The 20006-nt window shown below is 66.1% G+C and carries 19 protein-coding genes; 11 read left to right on the top strand and 8 right to left on the bottom strand.

Features of this window, described 5'->3' with window-relative positions:
- The first annotated feature begins 28 nt into the window (after nt 1-28).
- The 4 genes from trmB (at nt 29) to lysM (ending at nt 2774) form a co-directional block, all read left to right on the top strand.
- Nucleotides 29-871 (top strand): tRNA (guanosine(46)-N7)-methyltransferase TrmB, encoded by an 843-nt coding sequence (trmB, locus tag KVT32_RS10560; protein ID WP_254607162.1) that lies wholly within the window; start codon nt 29-31, stop codon nt 869-871.
- Nucleotides 871-1812, top strand: coding sequence for a prolyl aminopeptidase (gene pip, locus KVT32_RS10555; protein ID WP_062839872.1), 942 nt, complete (start codon nt 871-873; stop codon nt 1810-1812). The genes trmB and pip overlap by 1 nt, the downstream gene beginning before the upstream one ends.
- A gap of 11 nt (nt 1813-1823) precedes the next feature.
- Nucleotides 1824-2024: a sulfur carrier protein ThiS gene (gene thiS / locus KVT32_RS10550; RefSeq protein ID WP_063954630.1), complete on the top strand. Its 201-nt coding sequence runs from the start codon at nt 1824-1826 to the stop codon at nt 2022-2024.
- Nucleotides 2025-2327: 303 nt separating this feature from the next.
- Entirely contained in the window at nt 2328-2774 is a 447-nt protein-coding gene (gene lysM, locus KVT32_RS10545) for a peptidoglycan-binding protein LysM (RefSeq protein ID WP_056324913.1), read from the top strand.
- Between the two features lie 115 nt (nt 2775-2889).
- Here lysM and ffh read toward each other — a convergent pair whose 3' ends face one another.
- Nucleotides 2890-4296 (bottom strand): signal recognition particle protein, encoded by a 1407-nt coding sequence (gene ffh / locus KVT32_RS10540; RefSeq protein ID WP_056324911.1) that lies wholly within the window; start codon nt 4294-4296, stop codon nt 2890-2892.
- A gap of 107 nt (nt 4297-4403) precedes the next feature.
- Between ffh and KVT32_RS10535 the strand changes: the two genes are divergently transcribed.
- The 4 genes from KVT32_RS10535 (at nt 4404) to KVT32_RS10520 (ending at nt 6816) form a co-directional block, all read left to right on the top strand.
- Complete coding sequence (locus KVT32_RS10535) at nt 4404-5246, top strand: inner membrane protein YpjD (protein WP_062839871.1); 843 nt, start codon at nt 4404-4406, stop codon at nt 5244-5246.
- A gap of 1 nt (nt 5247) precedes the next feature.
- Complete coding sequence (locus tag KVT32_RS10530; protein ID WP_063954633.1) at nt 5248-5502, top strand: PP0621 family protein; 255 nt, start codon at nt 5248-5250, stop codon at nt 5500-5502.
- A gap of 93 nt (nt 5503-5595) precedes the next feature.
- Complete coding sequence (gene ampD / locus KVT32_RS10525) at nt 5596-6174, top strand: 1,6-anhydro-N-acetylmuramyl-L-alanine amidase AmpD (RefSeq protein WP_056324903.1); 579 nt, start codon at nt 5596-5598, stop codon at nt 6172-6174.
- An 18-nt stretch (nt 6175-6192) separates the two neighbouring features.
- A complete protein-coding gene (locus KVT32_RS10520) occupies nt 6193-6816 on the top strand; it encodes a glutathione S-transferase family protein (protein ID WP_152382700.1) in 624 nt (207 codons plus the stop codon).
- A gap of 9 nt (nt 6817-6825) precedes the next feature.
- Here KVT32_RS10520 and KVT32_RS10515 read toward each other — a convergent pair whose 3' ends face one another.
- From KVT32_RS10515 to KVT32_RS10485, 7 genes are all read right to left on the bottom strand, one after another.
- Nucleotides 6826-7776, bottom strand: a complete 951-nt coding sequence (locus tag KVT32_RS10515; protein ID WP_223573203.1) for a tripartite tricarboxylate transporter substrate binding protein — start codon at nt 7774-7776, stop codon at nt 6826-6828.
- An 81-nt stretch (nt 7777-7857) separates the two neighbouring features.
- Nucleotides 7858-9279 carry an FAD-binding oxidoreductase gene (locus KVT32_RS10510; RefSeq protein WP_217618155.1) on the bottom strand — a complete coding sequence of 474 codons (1422 nt, stop codon included), beginning with the start codon at nt 9277-9279 and terminating at the stop codon, nt 7858-7860.
- On the bottom strand, nt 9276-10241 hold the full coding sequence (locus tag KVT32_RS10505; protein ID WP_217618154.1) for a 2-hydroxyacid dehydrogenase: 966 nt from the start codon (nt 10239-10241) through the stop codon (nt 9276-9278). The genes KVT32_RS10510 and KVT32_RS10505 overlap by 4 nt, the downstream gene beginning before the upstream one ends.
- Complete coding sequence (locus KVT32_RS10500) at nt 10238-10915, bottom strand: RraA family protein (RefSeq protein WP_217618153.1); 678 nt, start codon at nt 10913-10915, stop codon at nt 10238-10240. The genes KVT32_RS10505 and KVT32_RS10500 overlap by 4 nt, the downstream gene beginning before the upstream one ends.
- 38 nt (nt 10916-10953) lie before the next feature.
- Nucleotides 10954-11928, bottom strand: coding sequence for a tripartite tricarboxylate transporter substrate binding protein (locus tag KVT32_RS10495; RefSeq protein WP_152382705.1), 975 nt, complete (start codon nt 11926-11928; stop codon nt 10954-10956).
- Between the two features lie 90 nt (nt 11929-12018).
- Nucleotides 12019-13053, bottom strand: coding sequence for an NAD(P)-dependent oxidoreductase (locus KVT32_RS10490; RefSeq protein WP_128829331.1), 1035 nt, complete (start codon nt 13051-13053; stop codon nt 12019-12021).
- Between the two features lie 6 nt (nt 13054-13059).
- Nucleotides 13060-14535: an aldehyde dehydrogenase gene (locus tag KVT32_RS10485; protein WP_152382706.1), complete on the bottom strand. Its 1476-nt coding sequence runs from the start codon at nt 14533-14535 to the stop codon at nt 13060-13062.
- Nucleotides 14536-14627: 92 nt separating this feature from the next.
- On the opposite strand from KVT32_RS10485, the gene KVT32_RS10480 reads away from it, so the two are divergent.
- From KVT32_RS10480 to KVT32_RS10470, 3 genes are all read left to right on the top strand, one after another.
- Entirely contained in the window at nt 14628-15578 is a 951-nt protein-coding gene (locus KVT32_RS10480; RefSeq protein ID WP_056324879.1) for a LysR family transcriptional regulator, read from the top strand.
- Between the two features lie 191 nt (nt 15579-15769).
- On the top strand, nt 15770-17950 hold the full coding sequence (locus KVT32_RS10475; protein ID WP_152382707.1) for an ATP-binding protein: 2181 nt from the start codon (nt 15770-15772) through the stop codon (nt 17948-17950).
- Nucleotides 17951-18233: 283 nt separating this feature from the next.
- Entirely contained in the window at nt 18234-19937 is a 1704-nt protein-coding gene (locus KVT32_RS10470) for a toxin VasX (protein ID WP_217618152.1), read from the top strand.
- The last annotated feature ends 69 nt before the right edge of the window (nt 19938-20006 follow it).

Genomic DNA, 20006 nt, shown 5'->3' with positions numbered 1-20006 from the left:
GGGCAAGCCTGCCACTACAATCCCGCCTATGAATACGAATAGCCCCACGAACACCCCCGCCAGCCCCCCTGCAGACACCGCCGCAGACGCGTCCGCCAAGCCCGCCGTGAGCCCTGCCGCCGCGCCCGCCGCTGCGCCCGCCGCCGTCTCAGCCGAAACGCAGGCGGCGCTGGCCAGCGCCGCCTATGCGCCCAACAGCCCCGGCGCCACCCACATCCGCAGCTTCGTGCACCGTCGCGGCCACATCACGCAGGGCCAGCTTGCCGCGCTGGAGCGCCTGATGGGCCAATGGTCCATTCCCTACGCCCCCCGCCGCCTGGATCCGGCCGCCGCCTTCGGACGGCAGGCCCCGACGGTGCTGGAGATCGGCTTCGGCATGGGCGAGACCACCGAAAAGATCGCCCTCGCCCGGCCTGACGACAACTTCCTGGGCGTGGAAGTCTTCAACGCCGGCGTCGGTTCGCTGCTGCGCCGCATCGAAGACTCCAGCATCCAGAACCTGCGCATCATCCAGCATGACGCCGTGGAGGTCGTGCGCGACATGATCGCCCCGGATTCCCTGGCCGGCGTGCACATCTACTTCCCGGACCCCTGGCCCAAGAAGCGCCATCACAAGCGCCGCCTGATCCAGCCCGCGTTCATCTCGCTGCTCGCCAGCCGCATCGCTCCCGGCGGCTACATCCACTGCGCCACCGACTGGGAAGATTACGCGGTGCAGATGCTGGAAGTGCTGAGCGGCGAGCCGCTGTTGAAGAACACCGCGGACGGTTACGCGCCGCGCCCCGACTACCGCCCCCTCACCAAATTCGAGACACGCGGCCTGCGCCTGGGCCACGGCGTCTGGGACCTGATCTTCAAGCGAGCCGCCTGATGCTCTATCCGCCGATCGAACCCTACCGTCAAGGCATGCTGGACACCGGAGACGGACACCAGATCTATTGGGAAATGTGCGGCAACCCAAACGGCAAGCCCGCCGTCTTCCTGCATGGCGGGCCCGGCAGCGGCTGCTCGCCCGTGCACCGGCAGTTGTTCGATCCGCAACGCTACAACGTGCTGCTCTTTGATCAGCGCGGTTGCGGCCGTTCGCATCCCCACGCCAGCCTGGACAACAACACCACGTGGCATCTGGTCGCCGACATCGAGCGCCTGCGCGAAGAAGTCATGGGCGCGGACAAGTGGCTGGTGTTTGGCGGCTCGTGGGGGTCGACGCTGGCGCTGGCGTATTCCGAGACGCACCCGGCGCGCACCAGCGAGCTGGTGCTGCGCGGCATCTTCGGGCTGCGGCGCGCCGAGATCCAGTGGTTCTACCAGGAAGGCGCATCGTGGCTGTTTCCCGACCGCTGGGAAGGGTATCTGGCGCCGATCCCCGAAGCCGAGCGCGGCGACCTGGTCGCGGCGTACCACAAGCGCCTGACGGGCAGCGACCCCGCCGAGCAACTGCGTGCCGCCAAGGCCTGGAGCAAATGGGAAGACAGCACCATCACGCTGCTGCCCAGCCCGCGCCACCAGCAAAGCCATGCCGCCGACCGCGCGGCGCTGGCCTTCGCGCGCATCGAGAACCACTATTTCTTCAACGCCGGCTTCATGGAAGAAGGCCAGCTGATCCGCGACGCGCACAAGCTGCGCGGCATCCCGGGCACCATCGTGCAAGGACGCTACGACGTGTGCACGCCCGCGCGCACCGCGTGGGACCTGCACCGCGCGTGGCCCGAGGCGCACTTTCATCTGGTGCCCGATGCCGGCCATGCCTTCGACGAACCCGGCACGCTGGCGCGCCTGATCGCCGCCACCGACGACTACGCCAAACAGTGAGGACCCCTGTCATGCATATCACCCTGAACGGAGACGCCCGCGAGTTCCCGCTGGACACGACTGTGAACGAACTGCTCGACACGCTGGGCTATGCCGGCAAGCGCGTGGCCGTCGAACGCAACGGCGAAATCGTGCCCAAGAGCCAGCACGCGCAGACGACGTTGTCCGACGGCGACCAGATCGAAATCGTCGTGGCGGTGGGCGGCGGCTGACCGCTATGTTTGCAGCGCTTCGGCGCCGCATCGCACGTCACCTTGAAGGCCGCTGACATACAGCGGCCTTTTTGCATGCCGCCCCGCGCATGAGGCGGCGTACATCCGCGGATACCAACGTCCTGCGAAGGTGCCAGCATTGTTGCGTAGTCTGGCAAGGGGCTAGCAACCTGTTACACCGCGCCCTCTCGTCGTACGGCAAATGTGCGAGTCATAATCGTTTCTGTCGCGCCGCCCTGCCCCCGGCAGGCGCCTTTGGAGCACGCAGGTTTTCTCACCGCAACATCGATAAAAGGAAACACTATGGGTCTGCTCAATTTCATCAAGGACGTTGGAGAAAAGCTCTTCGGCGCCAGCGAGGCCAAGGCCGCGACGGCGGAAGAATTGAAGAAAGAGCTCGATAAGCACGGCCTGAACGCGGATGGCCTGCAAATCACGGTGGACGGCGACAAGGTCACGGTCGCCGGTCAGGCGTTGAGCACGGAAGAGGCCGAGAAGATTTCGTTGGCGCTGGGCAACACCGTGGGCGTGGCCGCGGTGGACAACCAGTTGCAGGTCAAGCAGGCCACGCCGGAAGCCAAGATGTACACCGTGCAAAAGGGCGACAACCTGTGGAAGATCGCCGAAGCGCAATACGGCAAGGGCCAGGGCGCCAAGAACACGCTGATCTTCGAAGCCAACAAGCCCATGCTCACCAGCCCCGACAAGATCTACCCGGGCCAGGTGCTGCGCATCCCGCCGCTGTCGTAAGCGGCCTGCATTCCGACAATCCGGGGGACACCCATGCGTTCCCCGGCTTGTGTCGCGGCGCGGCGCCCCCTGCCCGCCGCGATTGCTTGGCCAGACGCAACGTCTGGCCATTTTTTTACTTCATTCCAAAACGGCCCAAGCCCTTCATGCCGCCCATGGCGCGCATCATCTTGGCCATGCCGCCCTTTTTCATCTGCTTCATCATGCCCTGCATCTGCTCGAACTGAGCCAGCAGGCGGTTGACCTCTTGGACCGGCACGCCGGAGCCGGCCGCGATGCGGCGCTTGCGCGAGGCCTTGATGAGTTCGGGCTTGGCGCGTTCGGCGGCCGTCATGGAATTCAGGATGCCTTCGGTGCGGCGAAGCTGCTTTTCAGCCTGGCCGCCCTGCAACTGGCCCGCAGCCTGCTGGAACTGGGCGGGCAGCTTTTCAAGCAGCGAGCCCATGTCGCCCAGCTTTTTCACCTGGCCGAGCTGGTCGCGGAAGTCGTTCAGGTCGAACTTGTTGCCCGACTTGATCTTGGACGCAAGCTTCTGCGCCTCGGCGATGTCGATGTTCTTCTGCGCCTGTTCAACCAGCGAGACGATGTCGCCCATGCCCAGCACGCGCTGCGCCATGCGGTCCGGATAGAAGGGCTCCAGGCCATCCAGCTTTTCGGACACGCCGACGAACTTGAGCGGCTTGCCCGTCACGTGGCGCACCGACAGGGCCGCACCGCCGCGGGCATCGCCGTCCAGCTTGGTCAGGACGACGCCGGTCAGCGGCAGCGCTTCGGCAAAGGCGCGCGCGGTGTTGACCGCGTCCTGCCCCTGCATCGCGTCCACCACGAACAGCGTTTCCACCGGCTTGACCAGGTCATGCAGCGCGCGGATTTCGCGCATCATGGCCTCGTCGATACCCAGACGGCCGGCCGTATCCAGGATCAGCACGTCGTAATGATGGCGGCGGGCGTGATCCACGGCGCCGCGCGCGATGTCTTCGGGCTTCTGGCTGGGGTCGGAAGGCAGGAAATCCACGCCGACCTGCGCGGCCACGCTCTTCAACTGGTCGATAGCGGCCGGACGATAGACGTCGGCGGACACCACCAGCACTTTTTTCTTGCCGGTCTTGCGGCCGTGCTGGGTATGCTGGCCCTCGGTGAGCCAGCGCGCCAGCTTACCGGTGGTGGTGGTCTTGCCGGCGCCCTGCAAGCCCGCCATCAGGATCACGGCTGGCGGCTGGACGGCGAGCGACAGTTCGTTGGCGTCGGCGCCCAGGTCGCCGCCCATGAGGGCGGTCAGTTCCTTGTGGACGACGCCGACCAGCGCTTGGCCCGGGCTGAGGCTGCCGGCGACTTCTTCGCCCAGCGCCTTTTCCTTCACCCGCGCGACAAAGTCGCGAACGACCGGCAGCGCGACGTCGGCTTCCAGGAGCGCCATGCGCACTTCGCGCAGCATCTCCTGCGTGTTGGCCTCGGTAAGGCGGGCTTCCCCGCGCAGCGTCTTGACGACACGCGACAGGCGTTGAGTTAGGTTATCGAGCATGAGAGGCGTTTCCGCTTAAACTAGTCGATTGAACGGTGGCCGCAGGCGCGGATTCTGCGCTTTCGGGTGACGTGCACCCCAAAGGCCCCATCCAGACAACGGTTTCTATGTCACTAGGCATTGTATTTCACACAGCGGCTGCCTTGGCGTACGCAGTGCTCGGGGGGTCGCTCTGGATCCGCCTGGCCGGCGCCAAGGAAGTGGAACAGACCGGCAAAATTGCCCGTCTGTGCCTGCTGGGCGCCCTGGTTCTCCATGGAATCGGGCTGCAACAATCGATGCTGGGCGCCCAGCATCTGTTCATCGGATGGGCACTCGCCCTGTCAGCCGCCGTCTGGCTGGGCATGGTGGTGTTCTGGGTGGAAAGCCTGCTCGTGCGCATCGACGGCCTGCAGTTGCTGCTGCTGCCCGCCGCCGCCATCGCCAGCGGGCTTGCCGCCATCTTCCCGCAAGGGCAATTCGTGCCGCATGCCAACGACGCCTGGCTGCGCGTGCACCTCCTGATCGCCCTGGCGGCCTACGGGCTCATCACCATCGCGGCCCTGCACGCCATGATGATGGCTCTCCTGGACCGCCACCTGCACCGGCCCCTGGACGCGCCGGCCGAACGCAGCATCATCGGGCGCGTGCTCGATTCCCAACCGCCGCTGCTGGTGCAGGAGCAACTGCTTTTCCGCATCATCTGGATCGGGTTCGTCGTACTGACGCTGGCGGTGGGCTCGGGCTCGATCGCCTCCATGAAGCTGACCGGCAAGATCCTCCCGTTCGACCACAAGACCGTTTTCACGCTGCTGTCCTGGCTGACCTTCGGGGTCTTGCTGGCCGGACGGCACATCTGGGGCTGGCGCGGCCGCGTCGCCCTGCGCTGGACCCTGACGGGTTTCGGGTTTTTGATTCTGGCCTATACCGGCAGCCGGTTCGTGCTGGAAATGATTCTGCATCGAGGCTGACGTGGGCAAGTTGCTTTTCTGGATCGTTCTGATCATCCTGGTCCTGTTTGTTGCCCGCGTCGCCGGCCGCATGGCCGCGCAGCGGCAGGCCGGCCCGAAGAAAAAGGCGCAGGCCGACGCAGCCCCGCCCGCCCTGGAGTCCATGGTGCGCTGCGCCCATTGCGGCATCCATCTGCCCCGCTCCGAGGCCTTGCTGCAGAACGGCCAGACCTGGTGCAGCGCCGACCACGCGCGCCTGGGCCCGGCCAAGCGCTGATCCCCATTCCTCTGGGCGGGCCAAGTGGCCGGATAGGGCAATCGGCGGGCCCACGGCATAATGGGCGCCGGAATCCTCACTCGCTCCCTCCCTATGCCTTTGCTCCTGGATCGACATGGCTGGCTGGCGCCGGCGCCGGGCGTTTCCCTCTTGCGCTCGCCCAACTGCGACACGCGCCCCGCGGGCGCGCAGGTCTCGCTGCTGGTCCTGCACAACATCAGCCTGCCGCCGGGCAAATTCGGCGGCCCCGAAGTCGCGGGCCTGTTCCTGAACACGCTCGACTACGGCTCGCATCCCTGGCTGGAACGCCTGCGCGGGCTGCGCGTATCCGCGCACTTTTTCATTCGCCGCGACGGCGGCATCATGCAATTCGTCTCCACGGACCGGCGCGCCTGGCACGCCGGCGTGTCGCGCTTTGCGGGACGCGAGCGCTGCAACGATTTTTCCCTCGGCATCGAACTGGAAGGCACGGATACGCTGCCCTACACTGACGAGCAGTACGCGTCGCTGCGCAAGCTGACCCACACGCTGCGTTCGCGCTATCCCCTGGTGGCCGCCCAGGGACACGAACATATCGCCCCGGGGCGCAAGACCGACCCCGGGCCGGCATTCGACTGGACGCGCTTCGGGCGCGACAGCGGCTTTGCGCGGCGGCACCTGCCGCCGGCCTGACCCTTGAAAGGATTGGCTATGTTGAAGATCTGGGGACGCCTGACATCCGTCAACGTTCAAAAAGTAATGCTGGCCGTACGCGAGCTGGCGCTGCCGCACACCTTTGTCCAGGCTGGCGGCCCCTACGGCGTGGTCGACACCGACGATTACGCGGCAAAGCTCAATCCCAACCGCCTGGTGCCGGTCATCGACGACGGCGGCTTCATTCTTTGGGAATCCAATGCCATCGTGCGCTACCTGGCGGCACGCTATGGCGTGGGCACGCTGTGGCCCGAGGATGTCTGCCTGCGCGCCGACGCGGACCGCTGGATGGACTGGCAGGCGACCGAATGGCAGCCGGCCATGGGGCCGGCATTTCTGGGCCTGATCCGCACGCCCGAAGACAAGCGCGACAAGGCCGCCATCGAGAAATCCGTCCAGCGCTCGAACGCGCGCGCCCTGATCCTGGACCAGGCCCTGCAAGGCCGCGAGTTCATCGTGGGCCGTCATCTCACGATGGGCGACATCGCGCTGGTCGCGGCCGCCCATCGATGGCTCGCCATGCCGATTGAGCGGCCCGATACGCCCGCGCTATCGGCGTGGTACCGGCGGGTCATGATGCGCCCGGCCCCGCAAGGCGTGCTGACCTTGCCGCTGGCGTAATCGCGCAGGCTACTCCACCCAGGGCGTCTGGGCCCAGATCTGCCGCAGGCGCGCATCGTCGCCCTTCAGGCGCTCCTGCCACTGCGGCCCGTCCACGTAGTCCATTTCCGTGAACTGCTGCTTCATCTGGGTCTGGAACGCCGGATTGGCCGCCACCTTGCCCAGCGCCTGCCGCAGTTTTTCCGACACGTCGGCGGGCAGGCCCTTGGGTCCGACGATGCCGCGTTCCGAGGCAAACACCAGGTTCACGCCCAATTCCTTGAAGGTGGGCACATCCGGGCCCAGCGGCGACCGCTTTTCGCTGGCCTGCGCCAACACCCGCATATTCTTGCCGTTGTAGGGCATGACCTCGCCCAGATTCAGGCCGCCAATGACGGTATGCCCCCCCAGCACCGAGCTGCGCAACGGTCCCGCGCCGTTGTACGGAACGTGATTGAGCTTGGTGCCCGTCTGCGCCTGGAACAACACCAGCGCCAGATGATCGTCGGTGCCCACGCCCGTCGAGCCATAACTCACCGCATCCGGCCGTTCCTTGGCGGCGGCGATCAACGCCTGCAAGGTCTTGTACGGGCTGTCGCTGGCCACGCTGAACGCGCTGGGGTCGCGGACCAGGTTGGCCAGGTACGTGAAGTCATCGCCGGTGAAGCCCGCCTGACGCTCGATCGGCAGCGACACCAGCCCCGGCATGTTCGTCATCGCCAGCGTGTAGCCGTCCGGCTTGGCGCGCGCCACGTAGGACAGGGCGATCGCGCTGGACGCGCCCGGCTTGTTCTGGACGACAACGGTCGTGCCCAATTCCTTTTCCAGGAAGACGGCCAAGGCACGGGCCGTCAGGTCGGTGCCGCCGCCGGGTGCAAACCCGACCACCAGTTCGATGGGCCGGTCGGGCCAGGCCCATGCCGGCAAAGCGGCGCAAAGGCCGGCAACGGACAGCGCGGCGCGCGCGAGGGTCTTGCTCATCAGCAACATTTTCTTGTCTCCAGTTGTTATGTCATTGGGCCGGAAGGCCGTCATTGAAATGGTGCGCGCCGTCGTGGCGCGCTACGCCAAGGCGCGATCTGCCGAGGCGGACAGCACCTTGCCGGGATTCATCAGCCCTTGCGGGTCCAGGGCATGCTTGATGCGTCGCATCAGGTCCAGTTCCACGGGACTCTTGTATCGCTCCAGGTCGAGCACCCGGCGTTGGCCGATCCCCTGCTCGGCGCTGATAGACCCGCCGGCCTCGTGCACGCGGTCGTGGACGAGCCGCTGGATCGCCGATTCCGGCACGCCCTGCGGCGGCAGCAGGTTGTAATGCAGATTGCCGTCCCCCAGATGGCCGAACACGCGCATGCGCACGCCGGGAAACGCCGTGGCCAAGGCATGGTCGGTCGCCCGCACGAAGGCAGGGATGCGTGAGGCGGGCAGCGAGATGTCATGTTTGACACACGCGCTGGCCTTGGCCAGCGCCAGCGTGATGCTCTCGCGCAGGTGCCAGAATGCGGCGCTTTGCGCGCCGGACACCGACACTGCCGCATCCAGCGCCTCGCCGGCCTCCAGCGCGGCCGCCAGCACGGCCTCCAGCCGCGTTTGCGCGTGCATTTCGTCCTCGCTGTCCGATAGCTCAAGCAGCGCGCACCATGCGTCCGCCGGCAGATCGGCAAATGGCAGGCGCTGCTGCGGGAAAGCCTGGACCACGTCACGCAGGCACGCCGCCGACATCACTTCAAATGCGGTCAGTCCGGCGCCAAAGCCCGCGCGGGCGCGTTGCAGCAGTTGCAGGGCCTGCTCAAGGCTGGCGACCGCGATCAGCGCGGTTCGCTGCGCGACCGGCAACGGAAACACCTTGAGCACCGCCGCGGTGATGATGCCCAGCGTGCCCTCGCTGCCGATGTACAGATCGCGCAAGTCGTAGCCCATGTTGTCCTTGCGAAGGCCGCGCAGGCCATGCCAGATCTCGCCCTGCGGGGTGACGACTTCCAGTCCCAGCGCAAGCTCGCGCGCGTTCCCGTAACGCAGCACCTGCGTGCCGCCCGCATTGGTGGCCAGATTGCCGCCAAGGGTGCAGCTTCCTTGCGCCCCCAGCGATAGCGGGAAGAGCCGGCCCGCCTGGCGCGCAGACGCCTGCACCGACTGCAGCACACAACCCGCTTCGACCGTGATGGTGTCGTTTTCCAGATCCAGAGCGCGCACCCGGTTCATGCGCGCCAGCGACAGCACCACGGCAGAACCGCTGACGTCCGGCGTGGCGGCTGCCACCTGTCCGGTGTTGCCGCCTTGCGGGACGATCGGGACCCCGGCTGCCGCGCACAGACGCACGACTTGCGCGACTTCGCCGGTATCGCCTGGCCGCAACACCGCCATGGCCCGGCCCGTCACGGCCTGGCGCCAATCGGTCAAATAGGGCTGGGCATCCGCGCCCGTCAGCACGTTCGCCTCGCCCAGGCAGGCCGTCAACGCCGCCCGCAGCGCAGCCGGGGTCATGCCTGCATCTCCCGGTCGGCGATCGGCGTGAGCAGCGCGCCGCTGCGCAGAAACGCTGCGACATTATCGAAAACCAGATCCGCCATCGCGGCCCGCGTCTCGTGCGTGGCGCTGCCCGCATGCGGCATAAGGGAAACCTGGTCCAGATCGGCAAAATCGGCGGCATCGGTGGGCTCCTGCTCCAGCACATCCAGGCCGGCGCCGCCCAGTTCGCCCGAGCGCAACGCCGCCAGCGCCGCCGCCTGGTCCACGACGCTGCCGCGCGCGATGTTGACCAGAATCCCCCGCGGGCCCAGCGCGCGAATGATGGGCGCATCGACCAGATGCCGCGTGGCGGCCCCGCCCACGCAGGCCACCACCAGAAAGTCGGCCCACGCGGCCAAGTCCACTAATGTTGCTTCATAGGGATATGGCGACTGCGGCCTGGGGCTTCGATTGTGATAGCGCACCTGCATGTCGAAGCCCGCGCCCCGGCGGGCGATCGCCTCACCGATGCGGCCAAGTCCCAGGATGCCGAGCCGCTTGCCCGATACGCGGGTCGCAACCGGAAATTGCCCGATGGCGCGCCACTGGCCCGTCTTCACGTAGCGGTCGCCCACGGCGGTACGCCGGGCCGCCGAAAGCATCAGCGCCCACGCCAGATCGGCGACGCAGTCGTCCAGCACGTCGGGGGTCACGCTGATCCCGATGCGCCGGTGGGCAGCGGCGCGCAGGTCCAGGGTGTCGTAACCCACCCCCCAGCTGCACACGGCCTGCAGATTCGGCAACGCGTCGAACATCGGCTGCGTGAATCCATGCCGGACAGAGGTCACCGCGACCCGCGGCCCCGCCAATTCGTCGCCAAATGCCGCCAGACCCAGCGGCTCCCGCCAGGCCTGCAGGACACGATAATGGGCGGCCAGACGCGCATCGAACGCGGCGCCCAGCGATGTGACCTGCACCACCTCGTAGCGGGCAGTCACGCACGGCCTCCGGCGCTGGCGGGAATGTAGTTGGCCGCGGCGGCGGCCTCAGCAAATGACAGGCCGTCCCGAATGCCGCGCTCCACCCGCTCATCCACCTCCAGCGCGTGCTTTGCCGCCGCCAGCACATCCTGCAACCGCGCGCGCGGCACGACGACGAGCCCGGTGTCGTCGCCAACGACGAGATCGCCCTCGGCGACCTGCACGCCGCCGATGGTGACGGGATTGCCCATGGCCTGCAGGCGCAGGCGTGTCTTTCCGGTCAACGGGGTGACATGGCGGCTCGCCAGCCACAGTCCCGTCGCACGGATTTCATCGACGTCGCGGCAGGCGCCATCGATGACGACAGCGGTTGCCTGGCGCCGCGAGGCGGCCAACGAGGCAATGCCGCCGAAAGTGGAAATGCAGGTCCCCCCGGCGTCCACCATCAGCACGCGCCCGGGACCTGTGGCGGCCACCAGGCGTCCCACCGCGAAATCGGCGCGGTCGAAGTCTCCCAGGCCGCCCCAGACGTGGCGCGCGGTGACCGCAAAGCCAGCGATGCGGCCTTGCCCGCCCCGGCGCTCAATGCCCTGCACCACGCCGGCAATGCCCAGCGTATCCATCGCATCGGCCCAGGTGCTGGTGCCGATGGCGGCGCAGCGCGCCAGCAGTTCTTGATCGTTGTCGCTCATTCAGTAGGTTCTCCCGTCGGTATCGACCGTGCAGCCGCTCAGTCGATCTGTGCGCCGGAGAGCTTGACGCCCTCGGCCCACCGCTTCGCCTCGTCGTTGATGAAGGCCTGGAATTGCTGGGGCGAGCTGTTGTTCACATCGCCGCCCATCTCCTGCAGCCGCTTGGTCATTTCAGGCGTGGCCACGACGCGGGCGACATCCTGGTAGATCTTCTCGCGCAGGGCGTCCGGCATGCTGGCCGGCGCGAAAAGGCCAAACCAGGTCGCGGCTTCGAAGTTCTTCATGCCCGCCTCGGCCATCGTCGGGACCTGCGCGATGGCCTCGACACGGCGCGGATGCGCCAACGCGATGGCATTGAGCTTGCCCGACTGGATATGGGGCAACGCGGCCGACAACGTGACGAAGGCCATCTGCACCTGTCCGCCTATCAGGTCGGTCAGCATCGGCGCATCGCCGCGGTACGGCACATGGACCAGCTTGATGCCCGTCCTGGCCTTGAACAGTTCGCCCGTCAGGTGCTGCGGCGTGCCGTTGCCGGTGGACGCCAGGCTCAACCCCTGCGGCGCGGCCTTGCCGTACTTGATCAGATCGTCCAGGGTCTTGACCGGCAGCGAGGGCGAGGTCACGAGCACCAGCGGAATCGTGGACGTGAGCGTCAGCGGCGCGAAATCCTTCAAGGGATCGTAGTTGAGCTTCTTGTACAGGCTGGCGCTGATGGTGTGGGCGGCCGTCGTCATGTAGAGCGTGTAGCCGTCGCCGGGCGAACGCGCCACCTGCTCGGCGGCCACCGTGGTGCCCGCGCCTGGCCGGTTGTTGACGATGACCTGCTGCCCCCATGCGGCCGGCAGCTTCTCCGCGATCAGGCGCGCGATGACGTCCGTGGCGCCGCCGGCGGGATACGGCACCACCAGCGTCACGGGCTTGTCGGGGTAGCCCGCTGCCTGCGCCGCGGCCCCACCCAGCGCCAGCCCCATGCCGATCGCCACGCCCGCAATGCAATGTCGCAACTTCATTGTCCTGTCTCCTGTGGATGTCGTTATCGTGACTACTGAAGTACGTACTGCCCGCCCCGGCGCTCTATGGCGCCGTGAGCGCATTCCTCCTTACGGCGTCTGCACGGCCTCCTGCGCCTCGCGCCAGGCCAGCAGCCGGTTCACGCCCTCCGCCATGCCGACCCGGGGTTGCCAGCCGATATGCTGGCCGGCCAGGTCATGCGGGATGTGGAAGGCGCCGCCCGACGTCAGGCGCACCGTGCCGGGCGGATCCGGCTTGATTTCGGGCTGCAGGTCGCTCTTGCAGTAGTCCAGCACCAGCCGCACCAGTTCACCGGTGGTGATGGGCGCCGGCCCCGACACATTCACCGCGACATCGGTGGCGGCGCTTTCAAAGGCGGCCACGTTGGCGCGCGCCACGTCCGAGACGTGCACGAAATGCTTGGTGTCCGTGCCGTCGCCCGGCAGCACGGGCCGCTCGCCCTTGCGCACGCGGTCGTAGGTTTCCATGATGTACAGGGAATTGGCGGCGCGGTAATGCTGCCGTTCGCCGTAGACCGTGGAGTAGCGCAGCACCACGTAGTCCAGCCCGGCCTTCTGGTAGTACTGGCGGCATAGCTGCTCGCCCATGATCTTGGACGCGCCATACAGGATGGCCGCGGGAGGCGCGCCCACCGAATGGAAGGGGCCGTTCTCGACCAGCGCGCCAGCAATGCCGGTGCCATAGCCATACACGGCATTGGACGACGCGAAGACGATCTTCTTCACCTTGTTGGCGCGGCAGGCCTCCAGCATGTTCTGCGCGCCCCGGATGTTCACGTCCACGGCCTGCCAGGGCGTCTGGGCAAAACCCAGCGTCATGTAGGCGGCAAGGTGCAGCACGCCGTCCACGCCCTCGGTGGCGGTCAGCAGATCGGGCAGGCGCATCAGGTCGCCGCGCACCACTTTCACGCGGGGGTTGTCCTGCAGATGCGCGATCGCCTCTGGCGTGCCGAACGCGAAGTTATCCAGCAGAATGACCTCCTTGACGCCGGCCGCCAGCAGCGCGTCGGCCGTGTGGGATCCCACCAGGCTGGCCGCGCCGGCAATCAGGATGCGCGCGTCGGCCAGGGACAGCGCCGCGCCTTGTTTCTTTTCAGTCGTCATGTTTGTTCAAAGTCCCATCGGTTTGTCGTGCATGCCCCAGTACAGGCTCTTGACCTGGCTGTAGAGGCGCAGGCCGTGCAGGCCCTTCTCGCGCCCGATGCCGCTGGCCTTGAAGCCGCCGAACGGGGTCGCGATATGCGATTGCTTGTAGGTGTTGATCCAGATGGAGCCGGCCTCGATCTCACGCGCCACGCGCCAGGCGCGGGCGTAGTCGCCGGTCCACATGCCCGCGGCCAGGCCGAAGGCGGTGTCGTTGGCCTGCTGGACCACATCGTCCTCGTCCGCGAACGGCAGCGCCACCAGCACCGGTCCAAAGATTTCTTCCTGGCACACGCGGGCGCCGTTGCCCAGCCCATCGATCACGGTCGGCAGGTAGAACCATCCGTTGGCCAGTTCGGCCTGCGTGGGCGCCGCGCCGCCGACCAGGACTTTCCCACCCTCGGCACGGCCGATGTCCACATAGCCCGCCACCTTGTCCCGATGCGCGCGAGAGACCAGCGGCCCCATCTGCGTGGATGAATCGTCGGGCAGGCCGACGCGGACCTGCCGCGTGCGCTCCACCAGCGCCTGCATGAAACGCCCATATATGGACTTCTGCACGAACAGACGCGACCCCGCCACGCAGCTCTGGCCGGCCGAACCGAAAATGCCCGACACCACGCCTGCCACCGCGCGATCCAGGTCGGCATCGTCAAACACGATATGCGGTGACTTGCCGCCCAGTTCCAGTCCGACCGGAATCAGGCGCTGGCCCGCAATGCCGCCAATGGCGCGGCCGGTTTCGGTACCCCCGGTGAACGACACCATGCGCACGCCGGGATGCTTGACCAGCGCCACGCCCACATCTTCGCCGTGGCCGGGCAGGACGGTCAGCAGACCTTCCGGCAGCCCCGCCTCGGCGCAGATGCGGGCCAGTTCCAGCGCCAATTGCGGCGTTTCCTCGGACGGCTTGATCAGCACCGCGTTGCCCGCGGCCAGCGCGGGCGCGGCCTTCTGCGCTTCGTTCATGATCGGCGAGTTCCAGGGCGTGATGGCCGCGATCACGCCAAAGGGCTCGGCCAAGGCCATGGAGAAGTATTCCCCGCGCGGCGACGTCATCTCGTTCTGCCACGTCTCGCACACGGCGGCGTAATAGCGGAAATGCCCGGCCGCGCTGTCGACCATGTTCAGGCATTCCTTGTAGGGCTTGCCGCTGTCCAGCATCTGCAGGCGCGCCAACGGCTCGCGCTCGGCGGACAGGCGGCGCCCGATTTCGTACAGCGTGGCGGCGCGCTGGTCGGGACGCAGCTTGCGCCAGGGCTTGTTTTGATAAGCGTCCCAGGCGACGGCAACAGCGGTGTCAACGTCCTGCGGCAGCGCGCGCGTGACGATGCCGGCGATGCTGCCGTCGGCCGGGTTGATGGAGGTGATGACGGCGTCGCCGTCTTGGCTCTGGCGCCAGTTGGCGCCCAGCCGGAAGGGCTTGTGGCTCGATGCGTCCATAACGTCTATGAATCCGGAGGGCTTCGGTAGACGTCATCATCGTCCGGTCAATTATTAGACACAAATAGATATTTCTTCACTATTATTAGCCGATGGCTATCAATATCAAATACCGGCCGCTCAAGGCCTTTTTGCTCGCGGTGGACACCGGCTCCTTCACCCACGCGGCCAATCACCTCGGCGTGACGCAACCTTCGTTCACCGCCCTGATCCAGGACCTTGAAGAAGTGCTCGGCCTGCGGTTGTTCGAACGCACCACGCGCAGCATCAGCCTGACCTCGGCCGGGCAGGACTTTTATGCCCGCGTGCAGCGGCCCATCGCCGACCTCGAGGAGGCCTACCGCAGCCTGGCGGATCTGGCTGCCGTGCGGCGCGGCAATGTGGCGTTGGGCGCCCTGCCCTCGGCCGCTCTGACACTTCTGCCCGCCGCCACCGGCACGCTGCGCCAGGCGCATCCGGCGCTGAAGGTGCGTGTGGTCGAGGCCCACAACGACGAACTGGTCGCCCTCTTGCGCACCAACCAGATCGAGTTCGCCGTGGCCGCACAGGCCGAGCCGGCGTCCGACCTGACGTTCACCCCCTTGGGCGAGGACTGCTTTTGCGCCGTCTTTCCCGCAGGCCACCCGCTGGGCGAGGCGCCAGGGATGCTGCACTGGCGCGACGTGCTGCGCTACGACCTGATCCTGCTCTCGCAGGGGTCCCATGCGCGCCAACAATTCGACCGCGCCGTGCGCGATGAGGTCGGGGCTCCGACCACCGCGCTGCGCTACGACGTCACGCACATGGGCACGGCGGCCGGCATGGTGCGCCAGGGACTCGGCGTCAGTGTGCTGCCGCGGCTGGCGCTGCCAGAGCTGAACCTCTCTGGCCTTCTCTGCACGCCCCTCTGCGACGCGTCGGCGCGCCGCTACATCGGCGTGCTGCATCGCCGCGACCGCACGCTGTCGCCGGCCGCGCAGGCGCTGGTCGAGCAACTGGAGACGGCGATGGCCCACATCCAGCAGCGGCTGTTGCCATTGCCCCCGATCACCGCCGACGCCTGAAAGAACTCGACAACTGCGCCACGATCCGTGACGGCTGACCGACAAATTGCAACATTCGCGGGGCGGGATCCATGTAAATATTTAAAGCCGTCGTCAGGTGCACACCGCGGCGACACAGGCCAAACGCCTCCATCCATGCATCGTTCCCGCCAGATGACTGATGCGTTGGGGGCACCAGGAAGGAGACTTGCTTGACTTGCCCGCCGCCAGAATTCGCAAGCCACACTGCGCTGCATGAAGCGCAACGCCAGATCCTGCTTTCATCGGCGTCCGGCACGCCGGCCAAGGCATGCCTGGAGGCGCTTACCGATGCCGTCGGCCGCTTGCTTCCCGACGCGCGCGCCTGCGTCATTCTGGCCGGCGCGGGCCGCGCCACCGTGGACGACGGATACTCCTCGCAATTGCCTGCCGAATTCGCCGCGGGCCTGCGCGGACAATCGATCGATCAGGCGCTCTTCGCGCCGGGCCTTGCCGCGCGGTGTGATCAGCCAACGGGCTGCCTCGATATCGAGGACGCGGCGATGTGGGCGGCGCCTTGGCAATCCCTTTGCGCGCAACACGGTATCCGGGCCTGCCACGCCCAACCCGCACAGGCTGCCGATGGTGCGCCCGTCGGCTGGTTTCTGTTGTTTCTGCCTCAGGCTGCTGCGTTGAGCACTTGGGAGCAGCGTGTCGCGGAGTTCGGCGCGTTGGCCGCCAGCATCGTGGTCGAACGGGACCGCGCGGCCGCGCATCTTCGGCATGAAGTCCACGCCCTGGCCAGACTGCAGGCGCTGAGCGCCGAACTCGTCGGCCCCGGCGAATTCGAACCGCTTCTGAAAAAAATCCTCGCCGCCGCGGCCGACATTTCCGGCACCGAGAAAGGCAACATCCAGATCTACGACCCCGCCAAGAACACGTTGCGCATTGCCGTGCACCAAGGCCTGAGTGCACGCCTGGTGGAGCATTTCGCGGAAGACGGCTGGGTCGCAAGCTGCGCCGAGGCTGCCCAGAACCTGGAACGGCTGGTTGTGCCCGACGTGGAACTGCTGACAGACCTGCAAGGCACCGAGGGGCTCGAGATCGTCATGGAGGACAACATCCGGTCGATCCAATGCACACCGCTGCTCAGCCGCAGCGGCCAGCTGCTCGGCATGCTCAACAACCATTACACGTGGCCCGGCGGCCCCACCCCGGAGGCCCTGCGCTACATCGATCTGCTCGCGCGGCAGGCCGCCGAACTGCTCGAACGTCATATCGCGGAATCGGAACTGGCGCGTGAACGGCGGCACAAGGACGAATTCCTGGCGGTGCTGGCGCATGAGTTGCGCAATCCGCTTGCCGCCCTGCGCAACATGCTCGAAGTGCTCAAGCGCGCCGAGCGCGATCCCGCCATGACGGCACGCGCCCGCGAAGTCATGGACCGCCAGTTGCGCCAACTGGTCAGGCTGGTCGACGACCTGCTCGACGTCAACCGCATCAACCGCGGCAAGCTCGAGCTTCGCCTCACATCGCTCACGCTGGACTCGGTCCTGCAGCACGCCATCGAGGCTTGCCGCCCCGCCTTGGAACAACACGGGCACCGGCTGAGGCTGGTGCAGCCCGACGCGCAGATCACGCTGCAGGGCGACGCCGAGCGCCTGACGCAAGTCTTCGGCAACCTGCTCTCGAACGCGGCCAAATACACGCCCCCCGGCGGCGACATCGAGCTCTTCGTCGACCCGGGCCAGGACAGCGTCGACGTCACTGTCCGCGACAACGGCACGGGCATTCCACCCGACCAGCTCGACCGGATCTTCGAGATGTTCACGCAAGTCGACCGGACACTCGAACGCGCGCAGGGCGGCCTGGGCATTGGCCTCATGCTCGTCAAGCGCCTGGTGCAAATGCATGGCGGCACGGTGCGCGCCCATAGCGAAGGCCAAGGCAAGGGCAGCACATTCGTCGTCCGGCTGCCTGTCACCGGCATCCAGGCAGCCGCACCCGAGCCATCCGCCAGCGCGCTATCGCCCATCGTGCGCAAGGTGCTGGTGGTCGACGACAACCGCGACGCGGTCGAATCAATGGTCGCCGTGCTTGCCCTGGAAGGCCACGACGTCACTGCCGCTTACGACGGCGAAGAAGCCATTGCCCTCGGCAACCAGGTCCATCCGCAAGTGATCCTCATGGACATCGGCATGCCCGGCATGACAGGCCACGAAGCCTGCCGCCACATGCGAACCCTCGACTGGGGCGAGCGCGCAACGATTCTTGCGCTGAGCGGCTGGGGCCAGGAAGAGGACCGCAGGGAGTCGATGGAAGCCGGCTTCGATGCGCATCTGGTCAAGCCAGTGGATATGGACGTGCTGCTGGAGATGCTGTCGACGATCGAGCGGCGGGGTGGTCGGGGATAGGGGCAAGCATTGCAATCCGCGCTTCAGTCCTGAGCAGCCTGCAAGATTCCTCTTGACGGTTTTCAAGGCGTTCACTGGCCGACGCCCGGCGCACGCGCGCCTGCAAATTTCGAATATTTCCTAAGTCGAAAAAGCTGCCTTCGTCAGATACTTGCCGCCAAAGCCTGGCAGCCGGCGGACCACGCACATACAAGCCTCGGTCAATCGCGCAGCCAAGGATTCACTCGCGGTGTCTGCGGCCCACACTGCGCCGCACGCACGTATCGACGAAGGACCTTTTAGATTGGCTGTCATTGCAAAGACCCCGCGCGAGCTTAGCGCCAGCACTACAAGCGACTCCTGCCAGTCAACGCGCAACTGTGCAAAAGTCATCCCATTTTTTCCACTCCGCTACGCCGTCGCTCCCGCCGAGAAGGGCGGATACGCCTACAACCATCCCAATCTCGAAAACGGCTTCCCTGCATTGGACGGTGCCCAGTACGTTTTGCGCGGGCTCCGCGATGACGACGGCTACCGTTACATCCACGACCCGGACAACCGGGAACAGATTCTATGCTTCGTCTATCGCAGCACGGACGGCAGTACCAATGGGGGCCAACGCGGTCCAGCTAAATTCCAACGGCTTGAATTGGACGCCAAGTTTCGCGCCACGGCACTGGTCGGCGAGTTGCTGCCGTTCCCCTACATCCCAGCTAACGAGCACATACCTGCACGGGTCTCGATCTGGTTTGCCGACACGTTGTTAAGTCCCCGCAAGCTCACCGCCTTTCTTGGCAATACGAACAACTTGCGAAGCGTGCTGGCCACGGAAGTCAATCTTGTGCCATGGTTGACCGCTTTCAAGGCAAACACCAACCCCGAGATCGCGCCATCCGTCAGACATACCATCCGGTTGGAGGACGTCACCTCGCAACAAGCGGTCGGACTTGACGGAAATAACCTCCCCTGGTCTGAATACCCTCACGGCAGCCTCTTGCCTACAACGGCCGACACGAGCATGGCGCAAGGTCCCGGCAGCGCGCGGTTCGCGGTCGTCCTTCATGACCCAGTCGGCTTGCTCAGCGAACTGAGCGCAATGATCGCCCCAGCGATCACCGAATGGGCCGAATACAACGCGTATTCGCAAAGAGCACTTTGGGTTTCGAAAGTGGCCGACTCGTTGCTGGACCCGCTTTACCGCAAGGCGTATGAAGACAGCTACAACGGCGACTTGGCAGTCCGTGGCTCGCGAGGGACATCGGCAACGGGCTACCCGCGACTGCGTGCGGCCGCCGAAGCCGAACGGGCTGGCAATGCGGCGCGCGACAAGCGCAGGAAGTTTCTGGATGATGACGCACGGCAAGAGTTTCTGAAGAATGACCTCGCGGCGCGCGACCGGCTAATGAAATCCATCAGCCAGCGGACGGAGCCGCTTTGGAAATGGTGGAACTATGCGGGCGCGGGCTCCTGGGGGCCCTCGCTCGCCCTCTATGACTTGGAGGACGATTTCAGCTTTCGAGCCATGCGCGGCGCGATCGCGCGCTGTGTACTCGCCCTTGCCTACCATGAGAAAGGCAGCCAGGCTCTGGCCGACCAGTTGCTGGAACACGGACCCACTGGCGCGTTTTACTACGCGATGCTCGGCCATCCTGCCATTGCCCAATACGTGAACGCGCCAGCCGTCTCGCAGACGACTTCCCAGGACAATAGCGACGTGGTCGTGAAGACAGCGTCTCTGAGTTTGGAGCAAGTGGCGAGCGCGGCCTTGAAAGAACTGGATGCACTATTCAAATCCGTTCCGCCCGACGCTGCCTCGCAACAGATCAGCCAGATTACGCTTGGGCTTCTAGGGAAGAAGGGACTGCTGGCCCCAGAGAGATTCCCCGGATCCCGCTATTCACGAATGCTTGAAGTGCTGGACGGAAGTATCGCATTGAGCGCTCCAGTGCTACTGGACGAAGTCCCCAACACGCTGAGACAAACCTTGCAAGTCAAGGGTTTGAGCTAACCCGGATTTCTCGGACAGTTTGGTTAGGACACATTGGCCTCGACCTGGGCTGGGGTTTTATAGCCTAGC

Source organism: Achromobacter sp. GbtcB20, assembly GCF_019091095.1.
Classification (GTDB): Bacteria; Pseudomonadota; Gammaproteobacteria; order Burkholderiales; family Burkholderiaceae_B; genus Achromobacter; species Achromobacter mucicolens.
The sequence above is the reverse complement of the archived record's forward strand: the minus strand, read 5'-3'. Positions and strand labels throughout refer to the sequence as shown.

Excerpts from the sequence above, each read along its gene's own strand:
- ampD (WP_056324903.1), top strand. The coding sequence starts at position 5,596 with ATGCCTTTGCTCCTGGATCGACATGGCTGGCTGGCGCCGGCGCCGGGC.
- ffh (WP_056324911.1), bottom strand. The coding sequence starts at position 4,296 with ATGCTCGATAACCTAACTCAACGCCTGTCGCGTGTCGTCAAGACGCTG.
- KVT32_RS10490 (WP_128829331.1), bottom strand. The coding sequence starts at position 13,053 with ATGACGACTGAAAAGAAACAAGGCGCGGCGCTGTCCCTGGCCGACGCG.
- KVT32_RS10520 (WP_152382700.1), top strand. The coding sequence starts at position 6,193 with ATGTTGAAGATCTGGGGACGCCTGACATCCGTCAACGTTCAAAAAGTA.
- pip (WP_062839872.1), top strand. The coding sequence starts at position 871 with ATGCTCTATCCGCCGATCGAACCCTACCGTCAAGGCATGCTGGACACC.
- KVT32_RS10510 (WP_217618155.1), bottom strand. The coding sequence starts at position 9,279 with ATGACCCCGGCTGCGCTGCGGGCGGCGTTGACGGCCTGCCTGGGCGAG.
- lysM (WP_056324913.1), top strand. The coding sequence starts at position 2,328 with ATGGGTCTGCTCAATTTCATCAAGGACGTTGGAGAAAAGCTCTTCGGC.
- KVT32_RS10495 (WP_152382705.1), bottom strand. The coding sequence starts at position 11,928 with ATGAAGTTGCGACATTGCATTGCGGGCGTGGCGATCGGCATGGGGCTG.
- KVT32_RS10500 (WP_217618153.1), bottom strand. The coding sequence starts at position 10,915 with ATGAGCGACAACGATCAAGAACTGCTGGCGCGCTGCGCCGCCATCGGC.
- KVT32_RS10535 (WP_062839871.1), top strand. The coding sequence starts at position 4,404 with ATGTCACTAGGCATTGTATTTCACACAGCGGCTGCCTTGGCGTACGCA.
- KVT32_RS10485 (WP_152382706.1), bottom strand. The coding sequence starts at position 14,535 with ATGGACGCATCGAGCCACAAGCCCTTCCGGCTGGGCGCCAACTGGCGC.
- thiS (WP_063954630.1), top strand. The coding sequence starts at position 1,824 with ATGCATATCACCCTGAACGGAGACGCCCGCGAGTTCCCGCTGGACACG.
- KVT32_RS10515 (WP_223573203.1), bottom strand. The coding sequence starts at position 7,776 with ATGAGCAAGACCCTCGCGCGCGCCGCGCTGTCCGTTGCCGGCCTTTGC.
- trmB (WP_254607162.1), top strand. The coding sequence starts at position 29 with ATGAATACGAATAGCCCCACGAACACCCCCGCCAGCCCCCCTGCAGAC.
- KVT32_RS10480 (WP_056324879.1), top strand. The coding sequence starts at position 14,628 with ATGGCTATCAATATCAAATACCGGCCGCTCAAGGCCTTTTTGCTCGCG.